This is a genomic window from Micromonospora maris AB-18-032, from assembly GCF_000204155.1.
GTDB lineage: Bacteria > Actinomycetota > Actinomycetes > Mycobacteriales > Micromonosporaceae > Micromonospora > Micromonospora gifhornensis.
This window is the reverse complement of the sequence record NC_015434.1, coordinates 5,508,921-5,533,317: the sequence shown is the minus strand read 5'-3', so window position 1 is coordinate 5,533,317 and position 24,397 is coordinate 5,508,921. Positions and strand designations below refer to the sequence as shown.

At 70.6% G+C, this 24,397-nt stretch carries 16 protein-coding genes; 9 read left to right on the top strand and 7 right to left on the bottom strand.

What is annotated here, in order from left to right:
• Positions 1–74: 74 nt before the first annotated feature.
• A complete protein-coding gene (locus VAB18032_RS24395) occupies positions 75–2,024 on the bottom strand; it encodes a penicillin-binding transpeptidase domain-containing protein (RefSeq protein ID WP_013735597.1) in 1,950 nt (649 codons plus the stop codon).
• Positions 2,025–2,314: 290 nt separating this feature from the next.
• Between VAB18032_RS24395 and VAB18032_RS24390 the strand changes: the two genes are divergently transcribed.
• The gene (locus VAB18032_RS24390) at positions 2,315–7,369 is read left to right on the top strand and encodes an NAD-glutamate dehydrogenase (protein WP_013735596.1); all 5,055 of its coding nucleotides are present in this window, start codon (positions 2,315–2,317) and stop codon (positions 7,367–7,369) included.
• A 93-nt stretch (positions 7,370–7,462) separates the two neighbouring features.
• On the opposite strand, the gene VAB18032_RS24385 is transcribed toward VAB18032_RS24390, so the two are convergent.
• The 3 genes from VAB18032_RS24385 to VAB18032_RS24375 form a co-directional block, all read right to left on the bottom strand.
• On the bottom strand, positions 7,463–8,689 hold the full coding sequence (locus tag VAB18032_RS24385; protein ID WP_013735595.1) for an IS110 family RNA-guided transposase: 1,227 nt from the start codon (positions 8,687–8,689) through the stop codon (positions 7,463–7,465).
• 261 nt (positions 8,690–8,950) lie between these two features.
• Positions 8,951–9,634 (bottom strand): class F sortase, encoded by a 684-nt coding sequence (locus VAB18032_RS24380; protein WP_013735594.1) that lies wholly within the window; start codon positions 9,632–9,634, stop codon positions 8,951–8,953.
• 1 nt (position 9,635) lies between these two features.
• Complete coding sequence (locus VAB18032_RS24375; protein ID WP_043721781.1) at positions 9,636–10,595, bottom strand: collagen-like domain-containing protein; 960 nt, start codon at positions 10,593–10,595, stop codon at positions 9,636–9,638.
• A 529-nt stretch (positions 10,596–11,124) separates the two neighbouring features.
• Between VAB18032_RS24375 and VAB18032_RS24370 the strand changes: the two genes are divergently transcribed.
• Positions 11,125–12,903, top strand: a complete 1,779-nt coding sequence (locus VAB18032_RS24370) for a glycoside hydrolase family 6 protein (RefSeq protein ID WP_043725613.1) — start codon at positions 11,125–11,127, stop codon at positions 12,901–12,903.
• A 135-nt stretch (positions 12,904–13,038) separates the two neighbouring features.
• Here the strand turns inward: VAB18032_RS24370 and VAB18032_RS24365 are convergent, their stop codons facing one another.
• From VAB18032_RS24365 to VAB18032_RS24355, 3 genes are all read right to left on the bottom strand, one after another.
• Positions 13,039–13,422: a hypothetical protein gene (locus VAB18032_RS24365; protein ID WP_013735591.1), complete on the bottom strand. Its 384-nt coding sequence runs from the start codon at positions 13,420–13,422 to the stop codon at positions 13,039–13,041.
• A gap of 192 nt (positions 13,423–13,614) precedes the next feature.
• On the bottom strand, positions 13,615–14,532 hold the full coding sequence (locus VAB18032_RS33570) for a hypothetical protein (protein ID WP_013735590.1): 918 nt from the start codon (positions 14,530–14,532) through the stop codon (positions 13,615–13,617).
• A gap of 10 nt (positions 14,533–14,542) precedes the next feature.
• The gene (locus tag VAB18032_RS24355; protein WP_013735589.1) at positions 14,543–15,133 is read right to left on the bottom strand and encodes a hypothetical protein; all 591 of its coding nucleotides are present in this window, start codon (positions 15,131–15,133) and stop codon (positions 14,543–14,545) included.
• 347 nt (positions 15,134–15,480) lie between these two features.
• On the opposite strand from VAB18032_RS24355, the gene VAB18032_RS24350 reads away from it, so the two are divergent.
• The 7 genes from VAB18032_RS24350 to VAB18032_RS24320 all read left to right on the top strand — a co-directional run bounded on the left by VAB18032_RS24350 (position 15,481) and on the right by VAB18032_RS24320 (position 24,391).
• Positions 15,481–18,276 carry a sensor histidine kinase gene (locus VAB18032_RS24350; RefSeq protein WP_013735588.1) on the top strand — a complete coding sequence of 932 codons (2,796 nt, stop codon included), beginning with the start codon at positions 15,481–15,483 and terminating at the stop codon, positions 18,274–18,276.
• Positions 18,276–18,695, top strand: a complete 420-nt coding sequence (locus tag VAB18032_RS24345) for a roadblock/LC7 domain-containing protein (RefSeq protein WP_013735587.1) — start codon at positions 18,276–18,278, stop codon at positions 18,693–18,695. The genes VAB18032_RS24350 and VAB18032_RS24345 overlap by 1 nt, the downstream gene beginning before the upstream one ends.
• Positions 18,685–19,074, top strand: a complete 390-nt coding sequence (locus tag VAB18032_RS24340; RefSeq protein ID WP_043725610.1) for a DUF742 domain-containing protein — start codon at positions 18,685–18,687, stop codon at positions 19,072–19,074. Before VAB18032_RS24345 ends, VAB18032_RS24340 begins: the two co-directional genes overlap by 11 nt.
• Positions 19,055–19,657, top strand: a complete 603-nt coding sequence (locus tag VAB18032_RS24335; protein ID WP_013735585.1) for a GTP-binding protein — start codon at positions 19,055–19,057, stop codon at positions 19,655–19,657. Before VAB18032_RS24340 ends, VAB18032_RS24335 begins: the two co-directional genes overlap by 20 nt.
• A 92-nt stretch (positions 19,658–19,749) precedes the next feature.
• Positions 19,750–20,787, top strand: coding sequence for a lactonase family protein (locus VAB18032_RS24330; protein ID WP_013735584.1), 1,038 nt, complete (start codon positions 19,750–19,752; stop codon positions 20,785–20,787).
• A 144-nt stretch (positions 20,788–20,931) separates the two neighbouring features.
• Positions 20,932–22,695: a substrate-binding domain-containing protein gene (locus tag VAB18032_RS24325; protein ID WP_043725606.1), complete on the top strand. Its 1,764-nt coding sequence runs from the start codon at positions 20,932–20,934 to the stop codon at positions 22,693–22,695.
• A 208-nt stretch (positions 22,696–22,903) separates the two neighbouring features.
• On the top strand, positions 22,904–24,391 hold the full coding sequence (locus tag VAB18032_RS24320) for a sugar transferase (RefSeq protein WP_043725604.1): 1,488 nt from the start codon (positions 22,904–22,906) through the stop codon (positions 24,389–24,391).
• The last annotated feature ends 6 nt before the right edge of the window (positions 24,392–24,397 follow it).

Below are 24,397 nucleotides of genomic sequence, written 5' to 3'. Positions count from 1 at the left end.
TCCGGGTGCTTTGATCACGCCTCTCCGCCGAAACGGAGTCGATCATGGATGCCCGCGCGGAAGGCGGGTGGGGGTCAGGGTAGGGCGCGTAGGAAGCGTTCGGCGATGGGGGCGGCGGTGCCGCTGCCGGAGCCGCCCTTCTCGACGAAGACGGCGAAGGCGATGTCGCCCTGCCAGCCGACGAACCAGGCGTGCGTGTTCTTCGGGTTGTTGTCGTACTCGGCGGTGCCGGTCTTGCCGTGCACCGGCTCGCCCGGTACGTCCTTCAGGGCCGTGCCGGTGCCGTCGGTGATCACTGCCCGCATCATCTCGCGGACGGCCGTGACCGCCTCGGGCTTCAGCTCCGGGCCGGGCTCACCGGCCGGCTCCGGTGCCGGGTCGAGGACCAGCTTCGGTGCAGTGAAGGCCCCCTTGGCCACCGCCGCGGTCGCCGCCGCCATGGCCAGCGGGCTGACCACCGTGGTGCCCTGCCCGATCGCGGCGGCGGCCTGCTCGGTGGCACCCCCGCCGGCCGACACCTTTCCGGTGAACGCGTCGAGGCCCACCTGCCACTGACCTTCCAGGCCGAGACTCCGGCCGGTGGCGGCGAGCCCGTCGGCACCGAGTTGCGGGGCCAGGGCGGCGAAGGCGGTGTTGCAGGACTTGGCGAAGTTGGTGCGGAACGGCACCTCGCCGAGCTCGAAGTTGTTGGAGTTCTTGAACGAGCGGCCGTCGACGACGAGGGTCTTCGGGCAGTCCACGTCGGTGTCCGGGGTGACCGCGTCGCGTTCCACCAGGCCGAGTGCGCTGACCATCTTGAACGTGGAGCCCGGCGGCACCTGCGCGGTGAAGGCCAGGTTCTCCCCGGCGGCGCCGGGGCCGTTGGCGGCGGCGAGGACCGCGCCGTCGCTGATGCGTACGGCGACCAGGGCGGAGCGGCGTCGCTCACCCCGTAGCGCCTGGTCGGCTGCCTTCTGGGTGGCGACGTCGAGGGTCGTCTTGACGGGCTTGCCGGGCTGCGGCTCGCGCTGGAACACCTCGGTGCCGGTCGGCTCCAGCGTCCCGTCCTGCTTCGGCCGCTTGATGATCACGGTGAACCCGGGTGCGCCGCGGAGATGGTCGTCCCAACGGCCCTGCAACCCGCCGTGGCCGACCAGGTCGCCGGGGGCGTATCGGTCGGGGTGCTTGGCCAGGTCCTCGGCGTGCGCGGGGTCGACGGTGCCGAGCACCGCCCGGGCGAATTCCCGGGTCGGCGCGAGGTCGAGCTTGTCGCTCTGGAACTTCGTCCCGGGCAGGTCGTAGATCCGCGACCGGATCTGCCGGTACGCCTCGTCGCGCAGGGTGACCACCTCGACGAACGCGTCCGGTTTCGCCTCGTCCAGGCGTTTGGGCAGATCCGACAGGTCCACCGGTGGGGTGATCGCCGGGCGGATCGCGCGGAAGGCGGCGTCCAGCTCGCGGGTCATGGCCTTGACGTCGGTGACCTCGCTGGGTTGCAGCCCGACCCGGACCACGTCGCGCGGGGCCACGATCGGCTCGCCGGCGGCGTCGAGCACGGTGGCCCGGGGGGCCCGCACCCGTTGGAGTCCCAGCCGGTCACCCCGGGTGAGCTTCTCCTGGACGATCTGCGGCTCCCAGATCACCTGCCAATGGTCGTCGCGGCCCTGGGTGAGTCGCACCGGACGGTCGTACGCCCAGCTCGTCTCGTCCGGCAGGGTCCATTCCAACCGCACCGTCGCGGTGGCGGTGCTCTGCACCACCGTCGGGTCGCCCTGCCGGGTCAGCGTGAGCGGGGCGTCGACCAACTCGCCGGAGAGCTCCCGGATCTCCTGGGCGACGGTGGCGGCGGGCACCTTCGCCCCGGTCGGGTCGACGAAGCCGATCGTGTTCAGCTCACCGGTACGCCACCCCTTGAGGAAGGCGTCGACGGTGCGTTCCGGGCCGTCCTCGCCGGAGCAGGCGACCAGGCCTGCCGAGGCGACGAGACCGGCGACCACGGCGGCGAGACGTGACCAATTGTGGCGATGTCGGTGCGAGCGGTGCATCAGCGCTGGTTCCTCCTGGTCAGGCTGCCCTGCACGGTAGTACGTCCGGGCCGCCCGCACTGACCCGGTCGGCCGGGGTTTGGCGAAAAGACAGGCCGGTGACGATGTGATGAACAACATGAGCTGGGGTACTCCTGACCCGGCCGAACCTCGTACCGCAACGGGTGAAAGGACGACCGTCCGAGATCCGGAAGGCCGGTCATAGGTCCGCCGACGGATGAACCGGTCGGTCGGCCTAGGCTTGGCGGAAGAGTGACCCACAACGCGGTGGGTCGAGGGGAGTGGCACCGATGGACCGGCGTCCGGCGATCAAACCGGGACCCGACCTCCGGCAGGCTGACACCAGCCGGGACGACAGCTTCGACACGGTAACCGACGGAGACGGCTACGGCCGGCTCGATTCAGGAGCGACCGGCATGACCGGTTCGAGCATCGACACCCTCTACGATCTGGGTCTGCCACCAGAGGCGTTGGCAGGCGACGTGGAGGACAACGAGCTCGACGAGCCGGTACCCAACGCCGAGCGACTGGTGGCGCAGGCGGTCGCACTGGCCGGCGACGACCATGACGCGGCGACCCTGGTGGGGCGTTTCTGGCGGTTCGCGCCGGACGAGGAGCTGATCGGCTTCACCGCCGAGGAGATGCTCGAAGCCGCCCGAGACCACCGGGAGTTGGCCGAGCAGCGGGTACCTGGCGAGTTGAAGCTGCGGATCCACTCACCCGACGCAGAGCAGCATCACAGCGTCATCGAGATCGTCACCGACGACATGCCGTTCCTGGTCGACTCGGTGACCGCGCTGCTCAACAGCCATCACCTGGACGTGCACCTGCTGGTGCACCCGCTTGTCGTGGTGCGCCGCGAGCCGCTGGGCCGGCTGATCGAGGTGGCCGCCGACGTGGAACCGGACGACGCGATCGCCGGTGACCTGGTCGAGAGCTGGATGCACATCGAGATCGACCCGGTCCGCGACCCGGCGGAACGGGACAAGCTGCGCCGCGAGTTGCAGCGGGTGCTGACCGATGTGCGGGAGGCCGTCGAGGACTGGCCGAAGATGCGCCAGCAGGCCCTCTCCCTCGCCGACGACCTGGCCGCCGCGCGGACCAGCGACAACCGGCCACCGGTGCCGGAGAAGGACATCACCGACTCGGTGGAGTTGCTGCGCTGGCTGGCGCACGACCACTTCACCTTCCTGGGTTACCGGGAGTACCGGCTGGTGTCGGACTCGGACAAGGGCGGGCCGGCTCTGGAGGCGGTGCTCGGCACCGGGCTGGGCATTCTGCGACAGGATTCGCCGGAGGCGCGGGCGCTGTCGTCGATGACCCCGGAGGCGCACGAGAAGGTCGCCGAGAAGCGCCTGCTGATCATCACGAAGGCGAACTCGCGAGCCACGGTGCACCGCTCGGCGTACCTGGACTACATCGGTTTCAAGGTCTTCGACGACAACGGCGAGGTGGTGGGCGAGCGGCGGTTCCTGGGCCTGTTCTCCACCGCCGCGTACCGGACCAGCGTGCAGGAGCTGCCGGTGGTCCGCCGTAAGGTCGCCGAGGTGCTGGACCGCTCCGGCCTGAGCCAGCGCAGCCACTCCGGCAAGGATCTGCTCCAGATCCTGGAGACGTACCCGCGCGACGAGCTGTTCCAGATCAAGACCGACGACCTGTACCACGCGGTGATCGGCGTGCTGCGGATGGCCGGTCGCCGGCAGCTGCGGGTGTTCCTGCGCCGGGACGCGTACGGGCGGTTCATCTCCTGCCTGATCTACCTGCCCCGGGACCGGTTCACCACGCAGAACCGGCTGCGCATGCAGGACATCCTGCTGCGCGAGCTCAACGGTGTCGGGGTGGACTACACCACCCGGGTCACCGAGTCGATGCTGGCTCGGGTGCACTTCATCGTGCGTACCGATCCGGGCAACCCGCCCGGGGAGATCGACGCCGACCTGCTCGCCGAGGAGTTGGCCGACGCCACCCGGCTGTGGGACGACGACTACCGGCTGGTGCTGGAGCGCAAGCTCGGTGACGAGCAGGCCAAGCAGTTGTTCGTCAGGTACGCCGACGCGTTCCCGGAGGGCTACAAGGACGGGCACACGCCGTACGAGGCGATGAAGGATCTGGCGAAGCTGGAGCTGCTGGAGGAGCCCGGCCAGCTGGAGATGCACCTGTTCCGCAAGCAGCCGTTGCCGCGCGCGGTCGCCCGGGGAGCGGACGTCGACGAGTCGATGGACGTCCGGTTCAAGGTCTACCGGTACGGCGAGCCGATGATGCTCTCGGCGGTGCTGCCGGTGCTGCACTCCCTCGGCGTACGGGTGGTCGACGAGCACCCGTACGAGGTGGAACGCGTCGACGGGCGGATCTGGCTGTACGACTTCGGGCTGCGACTGCCCGAGGGGCACCAGGACCTGGCCGAGGTACGCCCGCACGTGGAGAACGCCTTCGCGGCGGCGTGGCGGGGCGAGGCCGAGGTGGACGGCTTCAACGAGCTGGTGCTGCACGCCGGGCTCACCTGGCGGCAGGTCGTGGTGCTGCGCGCGTACGCGAAGTACCTGCGGCAGACCGGCACCGTCTTCTCCCAGGACTACATGGAGTCGACGTTCATCGCGTACCCGCACCTGGCTCGGCTGCTGGTGCAGCTGTTCGAGACGCGGTTCGAGCCGGGCACGCTCACCACCGAGCAGCGTGAGCAGCGCAGCGCGGAGCTGGTCGCCGAGCTGGGCACCGCCCTGGACGACGTGGCAAGCCTCGACCAGGACCGGATCCTGCGGGCCTATCTGACGCTGATCCAGGCCACCCTGCGGACCAGCTTCTACCAGAAGCCGGGCAGCGGACGCCCGAAGGCGTACGTGGCGTTCAAGCTGGACCCGCAGGCGATCCCGGACCTGCCCGCGCCTCGGCCGAAGTTCGAGGTCTTCGTGTACTCGCCGCGCTTCGAGGGCGTGCACCTGCGGTACGGCCCGGTGGCCCGTGGTGGTCTGCGCTGGTCGGACCGGCGGGAGGACTTCCGTACCGAGGTGCTCGGCCTGGTCAAGGCGCAGATGGTGAAGAACGCCGTGATCGTGCCGGTGGGTGCCAAGGGCGGCTTCGTGCTCAAGCAGAAGCCGGGCGACCGGGACGAGGCGGTGGCCTGTTACAAGGAGTTCGTCGGCGCGCTGCTCGACGTCACCGACAACATCGTGGCCGGTGAGATCGTGCCGCCCGACGACGTGGTCCGGCACGACGGCGACGACCCGTACATGGTGGTGGCGGCCGACAAGGGCACGGCGACCTTCTCCGACATCGCCAACGAGGTCTCCGTCGCGCACAAGTTCTGGCTGGGTGACGCCTTCGCCTCCGGTGGCTCGGCCGGGTACGACCACAAGAAGATGGGCATCACCGCCCGGGGCGCCTGGGAGTCGGTCAAGCGGCACTTCCGCGAGATGGGCCACGACACCCAGAGCCAGGACTTCACAGTGGTCGGTGTGGGCGACATGTCCGGTGACGTGTTCGGCAACGGCATGCTGCTGTCGGAGCACATCCGGCTGGTGGCCGCCTTCGACCACCGGCACATCTTCCTGGACCCGGATCCGGACGCGGCGTCGTCGTACGTCGAGCGCAGGCGGCTGTTCGAGCTGTCCCGTTCGACCTGGGAGGACTACAACGCCGAGCTGATCTCGGCCGGCGGTGGGGTCTACTCGCGTACGGCGAAGTCGGTGCCGATCACGCCGCAGGTGCGCGCGGTGCTCGGGCTGGACGACGACGTCGAGCAGATGAGCCCGCAGGAGCTGATGAAGGCGATCCTCACCGCACCGGTGGATCTGTTCTGGAACGGCGGCATCGGCACCTACGTCAAGGCGTCCACGCAGAGCAACGCCGAGGTGGGCGACAAGTCCAACGACGCCATCCGGGTCAACGGCAAGGACCTGCGCTGCCGGGTGGTCGGCGAGGGCGGCAACCTGGGCTTCACCCAGCACGGCCGGATCGAGTACGCCCAGACGGGCGGTCGGATCTACACCGACTTCATCGACAACGCGGCCGGGGTGGACTGCTCCGACCACGAGGTGAACATCAAGATCCTGCTGAACACCGCGGTCGCCGACGGCGAACTGACCGTCCCCGAGCGGGACGAACTGCTCGCCGCGATGACCGACGAGGTCGCCGAGTTGGTGTTGCGGGACAACTACGACCAGGCCCGGGCGATCAACAACTCGCAGGCGCAGGCCGCCTCGCTGTTGCCGGTGCACCGCCGGATGATCACCGAGCTGGAGCGGTCCGGCACGTTGAACCGGGCCCTGGAGGCGCTGCCGTCGGACGAGGAACTGGCGGTACGCACCGAGTCGGGGTTGACCGCTCCGGAGTTCGCGGTGCTGCTCGCGTACGTGAAGATCGCCTTGGAGAAGGAGACCCTCACCGACGGGTTGGCCGACGAGGAGTGGACCAACGAGGTGTTGGTCAACTACTTCCCGACACCGATGCGTGAGCGGTTCGCCGAGCGGATGGGCCGGCACCGGCTGCGCCGCGACATCGTGACCACCGTACTGGTCAACGAGGCGGTCAACCGGGGTGGCATCTCGTTCATCTTCCGGGTGGTCGAGGAGACCGCGGCCCCGGCCGCGGACGTGATCCGGGCGTACGTGGTGGTCCGTGAGGTCTTCGGGCTGCGTGCGCTCTGGGACGCGGTGGAGGCGCTGGACAACAAGGTCGACCCGGAGTTGCAGACCGACGTCTACCTGGACACCCGACGGCTGCTCGACCGGGCGGTGCGGTGGCTGGTGACCAACCGCCGGTCGCCGATCGACGTACGCGCCGAGATCGATCGGCTGCGTGGCGGCGTGGCCCGGTTGCTGCCGCAGCTGGAGACGCTGTTCTACGGCACCGAGCGGGAGGCGATCGCGGCGCACATCGACGCGATGACCGAGCGAGGCCTGCCACGTGAGCTGGCCGAGCAGAGCACCCGTCTGATGTACAGCTTCGGTCTGCTCGACGTGGTGGAGACCGCCGCCGCCTCGGGGCGCGACGTGGGCGAGGTGGCCTCGGTCTACTTCGTGCTCTCCGACCGGTTCCGGGTCGATTCGCTGTTGTCGAAGATCTCGTTGCTGCCCCGCGAGGACCGGTGGCAGACGTTGGCCCGGATGGCGCTGCGCTACGACCTGTACGCCGCGTTGGCCGCGTTGACCGGCGAGGTGCTCGACTCCACTCCGGCCGACCTGCCGCCGTTGGAGCGGGTGCAGCAGTGGGAGCAGTCGAACGCGACCTCGATCCATCGGGCGGAGCGGGCGATGGGCGAGTTCGACGAGTCCCGGGCCGACCTGGCGGCCCTGTCGGTCCTGCTGCGGCAGATCCGGACGCTCGTCCGTACCTCGGCTGCCACCTGATCCGATCGCGACGGACGAACCGTGGCCCGGCGGGAGAACCGCCGGGCCACGGGCCGTTTCGAGGGTGGGTCAGACACCCCAGGGGCTGAGGTGTCAAGCTGCGGCGGTTAGCTCACGGTGTGACCAGGCAGTGTTCTTGTCGTAGACGGTGGTGGTTTTGAGGCAGCCGTGGAGGATTCCGACGAGGCGGTTGCCGACCTGGCGTAGGGCGGCGTTGTGGCCGATGTCGCGGGCGCGGAGTTCGTCGTAGTAGGCGCGGCTGCCGGGGTCGTGCAGGACCGCGGCGCTGGCCTGCATGTGTAAGGCGTCGACGAGGCGATCGTTGTGGATGAACCGGGCGTGGACGGTCTTGGATTTGCCGGACTGGCGGGTGATCGGTGCGGTGCCGGCGTAGTTCTTGCGGGACTTGGCGCTGGCGTAGCGGCCTGCCGCGTCGCCGAACTCTGCGAGCACCCGGGCGCCGAGGATGACGCCGATGCCGGGCTGGCTGAGGTAGACCTCAGCGTCCGGGTGCTGGCCAAAATGGGCCTCGACCTGCCCTTCGAGGGTGCGGATCTCGGTGTTGAGGGTTTGCAGGACCGCGACGGTGGCGCGGACGGTGGCCGCGTAGGCGCCGGCGACGATGTCGGCCTGGCCCAGGTGTTCGGTGCGCAGGGCCCGCTGTATCGCGGCGGCCTTGGCCGGAATGTCCCGGCGGCGGGCCTTGTTCAACACGGCGCTGATCTGCCCGATGGTCAGCTTCGCCGCCGCGGCGGGCGTGGGCGCCTTGGCCAGCAGTTCGAGAGCGTCGGCGCCCGTGAGCGTCAACACCTGGTAGGCGGCCAGCGCGGCCGGGAAGTAGTCACGCAGTGCCGCCCGTAGCCGCAGCATGTGCCGGGTGCGTTCCCAGATCAGCGTCTGGTGGGCCCGGGCCACGACCTTGACTGCCTCGGCGATGTCGGAGTCCGCAGCGACCTGGCGCAGCTGGTGGCGACGGGTCCGGACCATGTCGGCCAGGGTGTGCGCGTCGGCCTTGTCGCTCTTGGCCCCGGACAATGACAGCAGCTCACGGTGCCGGGCTGCCTGTTTCGGGTTCACCCCGTAGACCTGGTAGCCAGCCGCGATCAGGGCCCGTACCCACGGGCCGCGGTCGGTCTCGATGCAGACGAGGACATCCGACGGTTTCGCGTCCTCAGGCAGGAACCGGGCGACGAGCTCATGGAACCGGGCCATCCCGTCCACGCCCTCAGACAACCGGGCGGTGCGCATCGCCCGGCCATGTTCGTCCTGTACCTCCACATCGTGGTGGTCTTCGGCCCAATCGTCACCCACGAACAGCACTACATGCCTCCGCTGCGTCACGGCTCCCATGTCAGCAGCCCGCGGAAGACCTCAGCGCCCTAATGGACCAGTGCTCACGCCAACGTTCTCGGCAGGCACGACACCCCATCAGCCATCCGTCTCCCGACCACGAGCGGGGGCACGGTCTGACCCTAGGACTCGACATCGGTCCAGGGGATGAAAGTGCTCACCCGCCCGCGGCTACCAGGCACCGAGTCTGCCAACGGCTGACCCGGTAGCTCCCATTAGGGGGTGGGTCGGTCAGGGGGTCAGAGAGGCGAAGACGATCACGTTGTCGGGGTAGTCGCCGGTGACCTCGTCGAACTGGCCGCCGCAGGTGATCACCCGTAGACCGGGCCGGTCGTTGGGGCCGTACACCTGCTCGGTGGGGAAGGCGTCCTTCGGGTGGGAGACAACCGAGTCCACCTGGAAGCTGGCGGGCTTGCCGTCCGTGCGGGCGACGGTGATGGTGTCGCCGGGTTGCAGCGCGCCGAGGGAGAAGAAGACGGCGGGTCCGATGGCGGCCGAGTCGACGTGGCCGACGATCACCGCGTTGCCCACCTCGCCGGGGCTCGGACCGGGTTCGTACCACCCGGCCAGCAGCGCCTGATCCAGCGGGGGAACCTGCACCGTGCCGTCGGGATTGGTGCCCAGCGACATGATCTCCGCCTGGACCCCGATGCGGGGAATGCTGATCGTGGTGGGCGCGGAGCGGGGCAACGCGGCCGCCACATGTTCGCTGCCGAGGTCGGCGTCGTCGAACCGGGCGTCGGCCGGCGGGGTGGCTCCCGCCCGTGCCACCGGTTGGGGCGGGCGGACGGTCTCGGCACCCTTCAGTGAGGCGCCGATCAGCCCGGACCCCACCATCGCGAGCGCCACGACGACGGCGGCGCCGACGGCGCGCCACGGGTTACCGTGACGGCCGTCGGCCCGCCTCGTCGTCACGTCAGGCCGCGAACTCATCGGTCCGACGGCGACGCAACAGCACCAGGCCACCGAGGGCCGCAGCGCCGACCAGGCCCGCACCGGCGGTGGCCATGCTGCGGTCGGTGCCGGCGGTCAGGCCACCGTCACCACCGTCGACCCCACCGTGCGGCAGGACGACCAGCTCGCCCTCGCCGCAGGAACCCTCCAGCTTGTACGTGCCGGGCTTGGCGTCCTTGGCGATCCGGGCCTCGCCGTAGTAGACGAAGTCCTTCTCGTGCTCCCAGCCGTCACCCTTGCCGTGCTCGCCGCGGTCCTTCCAGTCCGACTCGGACTTCTCGCCGTGCTTGTCGTCCTCGCGGCCCTTCCAGTCGCGTTCGCCCTCCGCGTCCTGGCCGTGCTCGTCGCTCTTCCAGTCGCGATCTTCGTCGCTGGCCGCGCCCCCGCCGGCACCGGCCTGGGGAGCGTCCTCGCGGCCCTGCCACTCGCCGCCCTCCTCGCCGGGCTTCCAGTCGCCGCCGCGGTCTTCGCCGCCCTTCCAGTCCTTGCCCTCTTCGCCGCCGTGCCAGTCCTTGCCGTCCTTGTCGGACTTCCAGTCCTTGCCGTCCTTGTCGGACTTCCAGTCCTTGCCGTCCTTCTCGTGCTCGCGGCCCGGCCAGTCCTTGCCGTCCTTGCCGTGTTCGTAGGAGCCGTCCTCGCCGTTCCAGCCGCCGCGGTCCCATTTGCCGCCGTCGCGGGCCGGTTCGAGCTTGACCTTGCCGGTGACCTTGGACCAGACAAAGGCGTTCTCCTGCGGCTTTTCGCAGATCTCCACCAGCTTGATCTCTTCGCCGGGCTTTGCCGCGTGCGGCTTGGCGAAGACCTTGCCCTCGTTCTCGTGCGGCTGGCCGTCGGCGAACGCGGCCCCCGGCGCGAACACCAGCAGGGAGGCGCCGCCGAGGGCAGCCCCCGCCACGACCTTCCCGAGCATCTTCTTAGCCATGACCTGTGTCACTCCATCCCTGATTTGTCCTGCGGCCGGTTGCAACCGAGCCAGAACCGACGTTAGACCGTTTCATGACTTATGCAGGGAAAGATTCGTGTTTTGGCATTAGTTCCGGTAGTGGGTCCACGCGGATGGTTGATCCCGGCATGCCGGGCCGGCCCGAACTCGTCCCCGGTGTCCCTGTCGACGAGCGGCGTTCGCGCATGCAGGGGAGGTGGGCCGGTCGTCCGCTAGGCTCCGGAAGTATCGAGCCATTGCCATGGAAGCGCTCCCATGCAAGAATCGCTCCACGCGGTCAGCGGAGCCACACCGCGCAGGCAGGGAGTCGAGGGCAACCGGTCACACCGGACGACCACCCGCTGAGGCGACCGGGTCAGCCCCCGGTTGCCGCACCACCACCAACGCCCGTCCGGGTCGGGCGCTTTTACAAGAATCCCGTTGGCACCGGCGGCCGTCCATGCAGGGCGCCCTGGGGCCACGTGCCGGGCCGTACGCGGATCCGGTCTCGCCCAAGGAGATCAGTGGCATGAATCTGTGGAGAAAACTGTCCGGCCCACGCCGGGCCGTCGCGCTGGCCGGCGCGAGCGCGCTGGTCGCGGGCGGTTTGGTGACGCTGCCGGTCTCGGCTGCGTACGCGGCGACGCAGTGCGACGTGGCCTACACGACCAACGACTGGCCGGGCGGATTCACCGCCAACATCACGATCAGGAACATCGGCGACCCGATCAACGGGTGGACGCTGGGCTTCACCTTCCCCGACGGCAACCAGCGGGTGCAGAACGGCTGGTCGGCCCGGTGGTCCCAGTCGGGCCGGAACGTGACCGCGCAGAACGAGTCCTACAACGGGAACCTTTCCACCGGCGGCACCGCCAGCATCGGCTTCAACGGTGCGTGGAGCGGTAGCAACCCGCGTCCGACCTCGTTCACGATCAACGGCGTGGCCTGCAACGGCGGCAACCCGCCGCCGACGAGCCCGCCGCCCACGAGCCCGCCGCCGACCAGCCCGCCGCCGACGAGCCCGCCGCCCACCAGCCCGCCCCCCGGCACCAAGGTGGACAACCCGTACCTGAACGCCAAGGGCTACGTGAACCCGGAGTGGAAGGCCAGGGCCGAGTCGGTTCCCGGCGGCAACCGGGTGTCCAACATCTCGACCGCCGTCTGGATCGACCGGATCGCGGCCATCGAGGGCACCGAGGACAGCCAGTCCAACGGCCCGATGGGCGTTCGGGACCACCTGGACGAGGCCGTGCGCCAGGGTGCCGACTACATCCAGTTCGTGATCTACAACCTCCCCGGCCGTGACTGCGCGGCGCTCGCCTCCAACGGTGAGCTGGGGCCGAACGAGCTGCCCAAGTACAAGGCCGAGTACATCGACCCGATCGCGGCGATCATGCGCGACACCAAGTACCGCAACCTCCGGATCATCAACGTCATCGAGGTCGACTCGCTGCCGAACCTGGTGACGAACACCTCGAACAACCCGGGTGGCACGGTCATGTGCGACACGGTGAAGGCCAACGGCGCCTACGTGAACGGTGTCGGCTACGCCCTGGCCACCCTGGGCTCGATTCCGAACGTCTACAACTACGTCGACGCCGGACACCACGGCTGGCTGGGCTGGGACAGCAACTTCACCCCGAGCGCCCAGGTCCTGAAGCAGGCCGCCACCGCCTCCGGCAGCACCGTCAACCACGTGCACGGGTTCATCACCAACACCGCGAACTACTCCGCGCTGATCGAGCCGTACGCGAAGGTCGACGCCACGGTGAACGGGCAGACGGTCCGGCAGGCCAAGTGGATCGACTGGAACTGGTACAACGACGAGCAGAGCTTCGCTCAGGCCTTCCGGCAGGAGCTGATCCGCCAGGGCTTCCCGAGCAACATCGGCATGCTGATCGACACCTCCCGCAACGGCTGGGGCGGCCCGAACCGGCCCACCGCCGCGGGTCCGACGACCAGCGTGGACGCCTTCATCGACGGTGGCCGGGTCGACCGTCGTATCCACAAGGGCAACTGGTGCAACCAGGCCGGTGCCGGTATGGGCGAGCGCCCGAAGGCCGCCCCGGCGACCGGTATCGACGCGTACGTCTGGGCCAAGCCCCCGGGCGAGTCGGACGGCTCCAGCCGCGAGATCCCGAACAACGACGGCAAGGGCTTCGACCGGATGTGCGACCCGACCTACACCGGTAACGACCGCAACGGCAACAGCCGCAGCGGCGCCCTGCCGGACGCCCCGATCTCGGGCGCCTGGTTCTCGGCGCAGTTCGCCGAGCTGATGGCGAACGCCTACCCGCCGCTGTCCTGACAGTCAGGCACACCCGCCGCCAGCGGTAGGTGAGGCACTGCGGCGGCAGGTTACCCGGGCCCCTGGTCCGACCGCACCGGTCGGACCAGGGGCCCACCCCTGTGCACGGCGAGGAATCCCCGCCGCGGGGTGAGGTCAGGGCACGGTCTTCTCGACCGCCGCCCGACCGGTCTCGGCCAGCTCCCGCCGCGCCCGCTCGATGTTCTCCGCGGTGGGATCCTGGCCTCGGGCCACCACCAGATCCTCGGGATCCCAGGGCTGTTCCGCGCCGGTGCGGATGTTGTCCGGAGCGGCGCCGGTGCCGGTGCCGGTGGCACCCGTTCCGGCGGCGTACGGATCACCGATGATCTCGTCGGTCGATTCGCCCCGGTCGGCCCGCTCGCCCGGTTCGGTGAACACCGGGGTGTCCGAATCGGGACCGCCCCCGGTCATCAGCTGGGGCACCCCGGAGTCGTCGTCGACCGCCGCGGCCACCTCGGGGCGCTCCTCCAGCGGCCGTTCCCGCCCACGCTCGGTCATCGTTGCCGCCCTCCTGTCCGCAGCCACATCAACCTGGCCCCCATCGGGGTACCCGCCAGGTGGGACGACATGCCTCACCGCCGAGCCGGCTCGGCGCACGGGAATCCGTGGGCGGCACGAACAGCGCGCCGCTGGGACGGCACAGCAAACGGCGGACGCCTGCTTCCGCAGGACGCCCGCCGCTCGTGGTGGTCAGCGACCGAGGACTCGGTCCAGGAAGTCGCGGTACTCGCGTACGGCGACCCGCAACTGCTCGGTGTCGGTGGCACCGGCCTCCTGCCAGCTGCCGAGCTTCTCCTTGTGCTGGGTCAACGCGGTCGACAGCGCCTGCATGGCCTCGTCGACCAGGGTCTGGGCCTCACCGGCCGCGGCCCGGGGATCGTCGACGAACCGCAGCTGTACGTCGCGCCAGCGGTCCCGGAAGCCCTGGGCCGTCGTGTCGTCGAAGAGCGTCGCCGCCCCGGCCGGTACGGCGGCGGTGGACCCGTTGGCGGCGACACCGGTCGCGGACTGCGTGTCCGGGTCGACCATCGCCGGCGTGGCGCTGCCGTAGCCGGCCCCACCGGCCGCCGCGGCCGCGGTGTCGGTTCCCGGCGACCGGTCCTCGTCGACCTCGTCGGAGCGGTCGGCCCGATGCGTCCCCGCGTCGCGGGCGACATCGTCGGCCTCCGTCACCTCGGCCGGGTCGATCTCGTCGTGCCGTCCGCCGAACTCGGCCGTGGGGTCGGCGCGCAGCCCTTCACGCTCGCCGTCGACGGCACCGTCGCCGGGCCGGGCGGTGCGCTCCGCACGCGGGTCGGGCTCGTTCTCCGGACGGGGGTTCGCCAGCGCGGAAGCGGCCACCGCACCGCCGACCGAGGTGGCGCCGAAGGCCGTCGGCACCGGCCCCGGGTCGTGGAACTCGGCCCGCTCGTCGTCGTCGCCCGGTCGGCCGTCCCACGGCCGGTTGCGGTCCGCACCGGCCTCCGCGCGGGCGCCCCGCTCGTCGGTGCCGTCGAACTCGTCGGTGCCGTCGAACTCGTCCGTCGCGTGATCGTTGTCGGTGACCGGCACGGGGGTCGACCGTACGGTCTCGGCGTGGTCGTTGTTGAGCTGCTCTTGCTGCCGCATGGTGGTCTCCTCAGCGGTTGGTGGCGTCGTGGGCGGCGTCGGGCTGGCGCTGTCCCGGGGTCCGTGCCGCAGGCTCCTCCCCGAGCAGGTCGGCGAAGAGGGCGCGGTAGTGGACGACGGCCTGGCGAAGGTCCTCCGTGCTGGCCTCGCCACGGCTGTTGCGCAGATGGATCTCGTGCGCGTCCCGGTAGTGGCTGAGCGTGCGGGCATGCTCGACGGACAGGTGTGCGATCTGGTCGGAGAAGTCACCGGTGGGGTAGCCACGTTCGGCGATCAGCCGGGTGACCAGTTCGTCGGCCTGCCCGACGGTTTCGGCGGGGGAGTCGACGAAACGGACCTGAAGTTCCTCCCAGGCCTCCGCGTACCGGGCCCGGGCGGCCGGGTCGAGGGGGATCAGTTCGAGTTCGGCGTGCCGGCGCTCGCGTTCGCGCAACTCCCGCTCGGCGGCGCTACGGCTGTCCTGTTCGGCGATGACGTGGTCGTACTCCGGCCCGAAGCGCTGTCGGAGCGCCCGGCGGCGGCCGGCCACCACCAGGGCCGCGGCGACGGCGGCGACGATCAGGATGATGAGGACGGTGACGACTATCTGCGTGGGCGACATGGCTCCTCCTTCGCCTGCAGGTATTCCCTCCGTCCACTGATCGCCAATCCCGTTCCGGAGCACTTTCCTCGCCCGCGTCGCCCCCTGGCGGCCACGGAGCCGCCGCGGTGTCCGCCGATTGCGGCGGCAACGGCCGGTTCGGGGTGGATTCGGGCGGTTTGCGCGTCAACCGAACGTTCGTCAACGTACCGGTAGTCTCGACGGACGGTAGTGCGGCGAGCGCGGATTACGTATCCTGCCCAAGGCGCCCGAGCCGGCGCCCCGGCGGACAACTGGGGCGTTTCCCGGCAACGGTGCTGCCCGGCCGTGCCGGAGCCCCTCCAGCCACCCTTCCGGGCGAGGTCCGATTGAACACCCGCGACTGGCCGATCCGCTCCAAGCTGACCGCCCTGGTCGTCGTGCCGGTGACCGCGCTGCTGGCGCTCTGGATATTCGCGACCACGCTCACCTTCGGCCCGGCGCTCGATCTGCTGGCCGCCCGGACTCTCCTGTACGACCTGGGCCGGCCCGGCGAGACGGTGGTGGCCGAGTTGCAGCGCGAGCGGCGGCTCTCGGTGGTGCAGCTCGCCTCGTCCCGTACCAACCTCCCGGCGCTGCGTGAGCAGCGGGAGCGCACCGACGCGGCAGTGACGCAGCTGCGCCTGCGGGTCTCGGGTGAGAAGTTCCGGGACGCCGCCGGTGAGCTGCTCGAAGCACGGCTGGACCGGCTGCTCGGCAAGCTGGAGGCGTTGCCGACGGGACGGGCGGCGATCGACCGCCGGGATCTGGATCGGATCGGCGCCGTCAATCTCTACAGCGACCTGGTCTCGGCGGCGTTCCACACCTTCGAGGCCCTGGCGAACCTGCCCGACCACGATCTCAACCGGGAGGCGCGGGCGCTGACCGACCTCGGTCGCTCCCGGGAACTTCTCGGGCAGACCGATGCGCTGCTGGCCGGGGCGCTGGCCGCCGGCGGATTCGCCAAGGGCGAGCACACGCTGCTCGTGCAGAGCATCGGTAACCAGCGGTTCCTCCTCGCCTCGGCGGTGGCCGACCTGCCCGCCCCCGAGCAGGCCGCGTACCAGCGCCTGGCCGAGCAGGACGGGTTCGCGCGGCTGCGCGCGATGCAGGACGAGTTGATCGCCGCCGGGCCGTCGGGACGGGTCACCGTCGACGCGCGCGCCTGGCAGTCCGGGTACGACACCGTCCAGCAGTCGTTGCGCGACTTCGAGCTGACCCAGGCGGACGGACTGGCCGACCGGTCGGTGCCGATGGCGGTCAGCATCCTGGCCCGGCTGGCCGGCGCCGGGCTGCTCGGCCTGATCGCCGTGGTGGCGTCGTTGGTGGTGGCGTTGCGGATCGGCCGGTCCCTGGCACAGCGGCTCACGCTGATGCGCGGGCGGCTGAAGGAGACCGCGGAGCAGCGCCTGCCCGACGTGGTGGAGCGGCTGCGCCGGGGTGAACAGGTGGACGTCGCCCGGGAGACGCCGGTGGCCGACCAGGGCACCGACGAGATCGGCCAGGTGGCCCAGGCCTTCACCGAGGTGCAGAAGGTCGCCATCCGCGCGGCCCAGGTCGAGGTCACCCTGCGCCGTGGGCTCAACGAGGTCTTCCTGAACATCGCGCGTCGCAGCCAGGGACTGGTGCACCGCCAGCTCGCCCTGCTCGACCGGCTGGAACGCGACGCGGAGGATCCGGACCACCTGGCCGAGCTGTTCCGGGTCGACCACCTCGCGACCCGGCTGCGCCGGCACGCGGAGGACCTGGTCATCCTGGCCGGGGCCACGCCAGGGCGCGGCTGGCGCGAACCGGTTGCCATGGTGGACCTGATCCGGGGGGCGATCTCCGAGGTCGAGTCGTACGACCGGGTCGACATCACGGACCTGCAGCCCGCCGGCACGGTCGGTCGGGCGGTCGGCGACATCATCCACCTGCTCGCCGAGCTGATCGAGAACGCGACCGCCTTCTCACCGCCCGAGTCCCGGGTGCAGGTCTCCGGTGCGCACGTCGCCCACGGGTACGCGCTCTCCGTCTCCGACCACGGCCTGGGCATGACCGCGGAGGCCATCGAGGAGGCCAACCGCAAGCTGGCCCGGGCGCCGGAGTTCGATCCGGCGGAGACCGCCCGGCTCGGACTGTTCGTGGTGGCGCGACTCGCCGGCCGGCACGGCATCCGGGTGCGACTGCGCCGGTCGGACGGGGCGGGGCTGACCGCGGTGGTGCTGATTCCCACCGAGTTGATCACCGCCGAGCCGTCGGCGCTGCCCCCACTCGACGCGATGGAGGGTGGCGACGACGCCAGCATGGAGCAGCGGCGGCTGGTCCGGGCCACCCGACTCACGACCGTCCCCCGACCACGTACCCGTGGCGGGACGTCCGAGCGCCCGCAGTCGTCCCGCCCATCCACGAAGCTGGGCGGCCCGAGCCAGGCCTCGACCGTCGGTGCGGCCGAATCCGACGGTCTGCCCCGACGCATCCGACGGCGTCCGGTCGGCTCCACCGCCGAGCCGACCGCCTCCAGTTCCATTACCGAGGCGGCGGAACCAACCGCTGAGGCCGCCCCCGGACCCACCCCCGCCGAGCCCGCGGGGGCCAGCGCCGCGTCGGCCGGGTCGAGCGCCGAGTCGGCCGGGTCGGGCGTGGGGCCGGGCGGGACGGAGGCTGAGTCGGCCGCCGGGTCGCCGGGGGAGGCCGTGTCTGCGGGCGGCGACGGGGCCTCGGGGCGGACGGTGCCGACCGCGACGGACCGCGGTGCCGTGGTGGACGCCCCGACCATCCCACTGCCCGCGTTGACCCGCCGGTCGCCCGGATCGGGGGCACTCGACGGGCCGACCCTGCGTCAGCCCCTGACGATCCCCGCAGGCAGCGCCGGGCGGCTGGCCGAGCCGACGCCGCGCAGCCCGGAGGAGGCACGTCGGTTCATGTCGGCGCTGCAGTCCGGCACCGCGCAGGGCCGGCTGGCCGCCGCGCGTACGCAGTCGGCCGACGGTCGCCCCGCGGAGGTCGGCTCCACCGGCCGGGAGGGGCAGGGCGACCCGCCCGCCGGGCGTCCGTCGGACGAGACCGCCGCAGCGAACCGGGAAACGAGCACCGACGAGGCTGGACCGCCACCCGGCGGACCGGTCACCGTGGAATCCCTGACCGTTACTGAGAGGGACGCCTGATGCAATCGACGAGGCAGAGTGCCAATCTCGACTGGTTGCTCGACGATCTGGTGGAGCGCCTGCCCGCCGCGCGGCGGGCGGTGGTGCTGTCGGCGGACGGCCTGCTGCTCGGTTCCTCCGCCGAACTGGACCAGGCCGACGCCGAACACCTGTGTGCCCTGGCCTCCGGTCTCGCCAGCCTGGCCCGAGGCGCCAGCCGGCACCTGGCCGGCGGACCGGTCCGGCAGACGGTGGTGGAGATGGAGTCCGCGTACCTGTTCGTGACGGCGGCTGGGCAGGGCGCCTGCCTGGCCGTGGCGAGCGACACGGACGCCGACATCGGGCTGGTCGCGTACGAGATGGCCATGCTGGTGACCCGGGTCGGTGAGAACCTGCAGGCACCGGTCCGGGCGTCGCTGGGTGCCGCCGATGCGGACTGACTTACCGGGGCACCGACACGAGTGGCTTGACGACGACGCCGGGCCGGTGGTGCGGCCGTACACCCTGACCGGTGGCCGGGTGCGCTCCTGCGCGGACGGATTCGACCTGGTCGCGTACGTGTTGGCCAGCCCGAACCCGGATCTCGGCGCGTACCCGGAACTGCATCCCGAGCACCGGCTGCTCGTGGAACTGGCGGGCCGGGGCACGCCGGTGGTGGAACTCGCCGCCGATCTGGATCTGGCGGTGGGTGTGGTCCGGGTGCTACTTGGTGATCTGCTCACCCGGGGACTGGTCGCCGTGCAACAACCGCCGCGCGCCACGTACCTGCCCGACAACGACATCCTCAAGGCGGTGGTGGATGGACTCCGTGCGTTATGACGCCGAGCGTCAGGGTTCTCGGATCCCGATCGCGCTGAAGATCCTCATCGCCGGTGGCTTCGGCGCCGGCAAGACGACTCTGGTGAGCGCGTTGAGTGAGGTGCGGCCGCTGCAGACCGAGGAGATCCTCACCGGGGCAGGCGTCGACACCGACGACATCTCCGGCGTCGAGGGCAAGTCGACGACCACGGTGGCGATGGACTTCGGACGAATCACCATCAACGACGATCTCCAGCTGTATCTGTTCGGTACGCCGGGACAGGACCGTTTCTGGTTCCTCTGGGACGAGTTGGCCTTCGGGGCACTGGGTGCCGTGGTGCTCGCCGACACCCGCCGGCTGGCCGACTGCTTCCCGTCGATCGACTACTTCGAGCAGCGGGGCGTGCCGTTCGTGGTCGGGGTCAACTGCTTCGACGGCTCGCAACGGTTCAGTCTGGAGGCCGTACGCCGGGCCCTGGACCTCGACCCGGACGTGCCGATGGTGCTCTGTGACGCCCGGGACCGGCAGTCCGGCAAGGCGGTGCTGATCTCCCTGGTCGAGCACGTGGCCCGGCAGCGGGGCGAGCCGGTGCCGGCGGCGTGACCACCGCCGGCACCGGGCGGCAGGTCTAACCCGGCGGTGTCGGGGGAAGGTTTCTGGTGGCGAGGCAGTGTCCAGCGGAGAGGTGACACCTGGTGGCAGGTCGAGGCGAGATCGTTTACATCGGCGGATACACCGCGCACAGCGGCGGCCGGGGCGCGGGGATCGTCGCCGTCCGACGTGACCGGGACTCCGGCGAGTTGACCTCGCTGGGCACCGTCGCGGTCGCCGCCTCGCCGTCGTTCCTCGCCCGTCATCCCCGCCAGCCCGTGCTCTACGCGGTGAACGAGCTGCCCGACGGGCAGGTAAGTGCCTGGCAGGTGGGGCCCGAGGGCGAACTGACCGAGATCGGCTCGTGGGCGACCGGCGGGGCCGAGCCCTGCCACCTGGCCGTCGCGCCGGACGGCCGGTTCCTGTTCGTGGCCAACTACGGTGGCGGGAGCGTGACCGTCTTCCCGCTCGACGCCGACGGAGTGCCGGGCGAGCGCAGCGACGTGGTGGAGCATTCCGGTCACGGGCCGGATCCGGAGCGTCAGGAGCGGGCCCACGCGCACATGGTCTCGCCCGGGGTCGGTGGTAGGCCGCTGCTCGCGGTCGATCTCGGCACCGACTCGATCTACCGGTACGACCTCGACGACGCCTCCGGACGGCTGGTGCCTCGGCCACCCCGGGTGCGTACGCCCGCGGGGGCCGGCCCCCGCCACCTGGCTTGGCATCCGGACGGACGCCGCTGCTACGTCTCCGGGGAGTTGGACCGGTCGGTGCTGGTCTACGAGGCGGACGAGGACAGCGTGCTGCACCAGCGCGGGCGGGTCGACGCCAGCGACCGGGCCGGGCACATCCAGCCGTCGGAGATCGCCGTTGACGCGGACGGTCGCCATCTCTACCTGGCCAATCGGGGGGTCGGCACGATCTCCGTCTTCGCGCTCGGGGCGGGTCTACCGGAACTGGTCGATGAAGTGGAGACCGGCGGTGAATGGCCCCGCCATTTCGTGTTGATCGGAGCGCATCTCTACGTCGCGGATGAGCGGGCGGACATGGTGCGCACCTTCCGGGTCGATCGGGAGACCGGGGTGCCGGTGGCGATCGGTGAGCCGTTGCCGATTCCCAGCCCTACTTGCGTTCTGCCCTGATCGTGGTGGTGGACAGCGATCCATCCACATTGCGCCGCTGAGTCGTCACTCAGAGTTACTAAATCGCGGTAAACTGTTTCTCCTCTGTAACTTTCGTCCGAACGGCCATGGCAGTCCCATGGCCGGGTCCGCAAGATGGTCAGCGTGTCAGCAGGCCGCCATCGCATGCGTTCAGGTATTCACGGTGCCGCCGCCGCAGCAGCGGTCGGCGTGCTCGTCGTCACCGCCGGTGGGTGGGTGGGCTATCGCCAGCTCGCCGGCCCGGACTGCTCTGGCAAGATCGAGTTGTCGGTCGCGGTCGCGACCGAACTCGCGCCGGCGGTCGACGCGGCGGCCTCCGAGTGGGAGCAGAAGGGTGCCGCAGTCGACGGCACCTGCATCGATGTGACCGTAGCGGCCGCCGACGCGGTCGAGGTGGCGGCGGTGGTGGCGGCCAAGCACGGTGCCACCCTGGCCGGCGTCGGTCAGGCCAGCGGCACGGCGGTGAGCCCCGACGTCTGGATCCCGGACTCCTCGACCTGGTTGCTGCGGTTGCAGACCGGTGGCGCGGCGGCCTTCGCGCCGGGCAACGGCGCCTCCATCGCCAGCAGCCCGGTGGTGGTCGCCATGCCGGAACCGAGGGCCGAGGTGCTGGGCTGGCCGCAGCAGGAAATCGGCTGGACCGAGCTGCTGGCCCGGGTCAACAGCGACCGGCCGTTGAAGACCGGCATCGTCGAGCCGACCCGCGACGCCGCCGGACTGTCCGGACTGCTGTCGCTGATGACGGCGGCCTCCTCCGCTGGCGGTGCCACCGCCGAGCAGGACCGCATCGGCGCGCTGCGGGCGCTGGCCTCGGGCGCCTCGGCGCTGCGCCAGGACCTGCTCGCCAAGTTCCCCACCGCGTCGGACGGCACCACGTTGGCCAGCTCGCTGGGCGCGGCGGCGCTGTCCGAAGAGGACGTCATCCAGTACAACGCGAAGAAGCCGCCGGTACCGCTGGCAGCGCTCTACCTGAAGCCGTCGCCGCTGCCGCTGGACTACCCGTACGCGGTGCTGCCGGGCATCGAGCCGGCCAAGGACTCTGCCGCCCGGGTGCTGTTCGAGGTGCTCACCACACCTTCGTTCAAGGACAAGCTGGCGGCCCAGGCGCTACGCGGGCCGGACGGCAACTGGGGCAGCGGCTTCGAGCCGCCGAAGGGCGCACCGAGCCCGGCCGGTGGTGACCCCTCCGCGGCGCCACCTCCCCAGGGCGGCATCGCCGCCGGTGGCCTGGCGCCGGACGCGGTGGAGCGGGCCGTCTCCAGTTGGTCCATCGCCACCCTCTCCGGTCGGATGCTCTGCATCATCGACGTGTCCGGCTCGATGAAGAAGGCGGTGCCGACCGCCAACGGGGCGACCCGGCAGCAGGTCACCGCGGAAGCGGCCCGGCGGGGTCTGAACCTGTTCGACGATTCCTGGTCGATCGGCCTGTGGGTCTTCTCCACCCGGTTGGACGGCTCGCGTGACTACCGTCAGGTGGTGCCGACCGGCCCGCTGTCGCGGCAGCGCAGCACCCTGGAGCGGAGCCTGGACACGATCACCTCGTCGAGCGGCGACACCGGTCTGTACGACACGCTGCTGGCCGCGTACAAGGACGTGCAGCAGAACTGGGAGCCGGGCAAGGTCAACTCGATCGTGCTCTTCACCGACGGCAAGAACGAGGACGCCGACGGCATCTCGCAGCGGCAGCTGCTCGCCGAGCTGAAGCGGATCAAGGACCCGGATCAGCCGATCCAGGTGATCATCATCGGCATCGGCACCGAGGTCAGCAAGGCGGAGCTGGACACCATCGCACAGAGCGCCGGTGGGGGTGCATTCGTCGCCGCGGACCCGACTAAGATCGGTGACATCTTCCTGCGAGCGATCGCCCTGCGGAAGGCGCCAGCCTGATCAGCGCCTCAAGAGCGAGCCCTGCGGTATCGGGGAAACCCTTACCACAGGCCAGCTTCCGGCTGGTTACCCGGCACGGAAAGTGACGGCAATACGTCGGAAGCAATTGGCCGTCATTGTTTTCAGGGGAGGATGTCGACGTGCATCGGCAGCTCCGGCTCTCAGTCGAGCCGGACCCGTGCCGTCGGCGAGCGAAGTGGGAGGGCTGGTGACCTCGGCGACGCTGTTGACCCCCGCCAGATCTTCAACAAGACCCGACGGCACGGCGTCATCGAGCAACTCGATACGCGGTGCCCAGCGGGCCTACGTGCGAACCCTGGTGGTGCTGGACGCCACCGTCCTGACCCTGGCGGTGCTCGCCGGCTACGCGGCCCGCTTCGGTGAGGCCGCTCCGCGCGGCACCCACGTGCCGTACGTCCTGGTCGCTCCCGGGCTGGTGCTGGCCTGGCTGCTGTCGCTCAAGGCGATGCGCTGCTACGACGACCGGGTGATCGGTTACGGTGCGGACGAGTACCGGCGGGTCAGCATGGCCAGTCTCCGGCTGGCCGGTGCGGTGGCCATCGCCGGTTACATCGCCGACGTCGGCGTGTCTCGGGGATTCCTGGCGATCTCGTTCGCCGTCGGCCTGGTCGGCCTCGAACTCGCCCGGTTCGCCGCGCGCAAGCGCCTGCACCGGGCCCGCTCGGCGGGGACCGGCTGGTCCCGGCGGGTGCTGGTGGTCGGCGACACCGCGCACGTGCTGGAGCTGGTGCACACCCTGCGCCGCGAGCCGTACGCGGGCTACCAGGTGGTGGGCGCGTGCATCCCGGACGCCCTGCTGGCCCCGGTGGCCCAGCGGCTCGGCGACGTGCCGGTGGTCGGCTCGTTCCGAGGCATCCCGGAGGCCGCCGCCGCCATCGGCGCGGACACCGTCGCCGTCACCGCCAGCGGTGAACTCACCGCCGCCCGTCTGCGCCGGCTCGGTTGGCAACTGGAGGGCACCGGGATCGATCTGGTGCTCGCCCCGGCGCTGACGGATGTCGCCGGCCCGCGCATCCACACCCGCCCGGTGGCCGGCCTGCCGTTGATCCACGTGGAGGCGCCCGAGTTCCGGGGCATCCGCAAGCTGGTGAAGGGCCTCGTCGACCGGTCGATCTCGCTCGTGGCGTTGGCGCTGCTGCTGCCGTTGCTCGTGGTCATCGCGTTGGCCATCAAACTGAACAGCCGCGGCCCGGTGCTGTTCCGGCAGATCCGGGTCGGGCAGGGCGGTCGGGAGTTCGGCGTCTTCAAGTTCCGCACCATGGTGGTCAACGCCGATGCTCTGCTGGCCGAGTTGGCCGCGCGCAACGAGACCGACGGTCTGATGTTCAAGATGCGTGACGACCCGCGGGTGACCCGGGTCGGGCGGCTGCTGCGCAAGTGGTCGCTGGACGAGCTGCCGCAGCTGGTCAACGTGCTGCTGGGGCAGATGAGCCTGGTCGGCCCCCGCCCGCCGCTGCCGTCCGAGGTGGCCCGCTACGACGGCGACGTGGCCCGCCGGCTGCTGGTCAAGCCGGGCATGACCGGCCTCTGGCAGGTCAGCGGCCGGTCGGATCTGAGCTGGGAGGACGGCATCCGGCTGGATCTCTACTACGTGGAGAACTGGTCACTGGCGGCCGACCTGACGATCCTCTGGAAGACCTTCGGCGCGGTGGTCAACAGCCGGGGCGCGTACTGACCCGAC

Excerpts from the sequence above, each read along its gene's own strand:
- VAB18032_RS24395 (WP_013735597.1), bottom strand. The coding sequence starts at position 2,024 with ATGCACCGCTCGCACCGACATCGCCACAATTGGTCACGTCTCGCCGCC.
- VAB18032_RS24390 (WP_013735596.1), top strand. The coding sequence starts at position 2,315 with ATGGACCGGCGTCCGGCGATCAAACCGGGACCCGACCTCCGGCAGGCT.
- VAB18032_RS24375 (WP_043721781.1), bottom strand. The coding sequence starts at position 10,595 with ATGGCTAAGAAGATGCTCGGGAAGGTCGTGGCGGGGGCTGCCCTCGGC.
- VAB18032_RS24370 (WP_043725613.1), top strand. The coding sequence starts at position 11,125 with ATGAATCTGTGGAGAAAACTGTCCGGCCCACGCCGGGCCGTCGCGCTG.
- VAB18032_RS24365 (WP_013735591.1), bottom strand. The coding sequence starts at position 13,422 with ATGACCGAGCGTGGGCGGGAACGGCCGCTGGAGGAGCGCCCCGAGGTG.
- VAB18032_RS33570 (WP_013735590.1), bottom strand. The coding sequence starts at position 14,532 with ATGCGGCAGCAAGAGCAGCTCAACAACGACCACGCCGAGACCGTACGG.
- VAB18032_RS24355 (WP_013735589.1), bottom strand. The coding sequence starts at position 15,133 with ATGTCGCCCACGCAGATAGTCGTCACCGTCCTCATCATCCTGATCGTC.
- VAB18032_RS24345 (WP_013735587.1), top strand. The coding sequence starts at position 18,276 with ATGCAATCGACGAGGCAGAGTGCCAATCTCGACTGGTTGCTCGACGAT.
- VAB18032_RS24340 (WP_043725610.1), top strand. The coding sequence starts at position 18,685 with ATGCGGACTGACTTACCGGGGCACCGACACGAGTGGCTTGACGACGAC.
- VAB18032_RS24335 (WP_013735585.1), top strand. The coding sequence starts at position 19,055 with ATGGACTCCGTGCGTTATGACGCCGAGCGTCAGGGTTCTCGGATCCCG.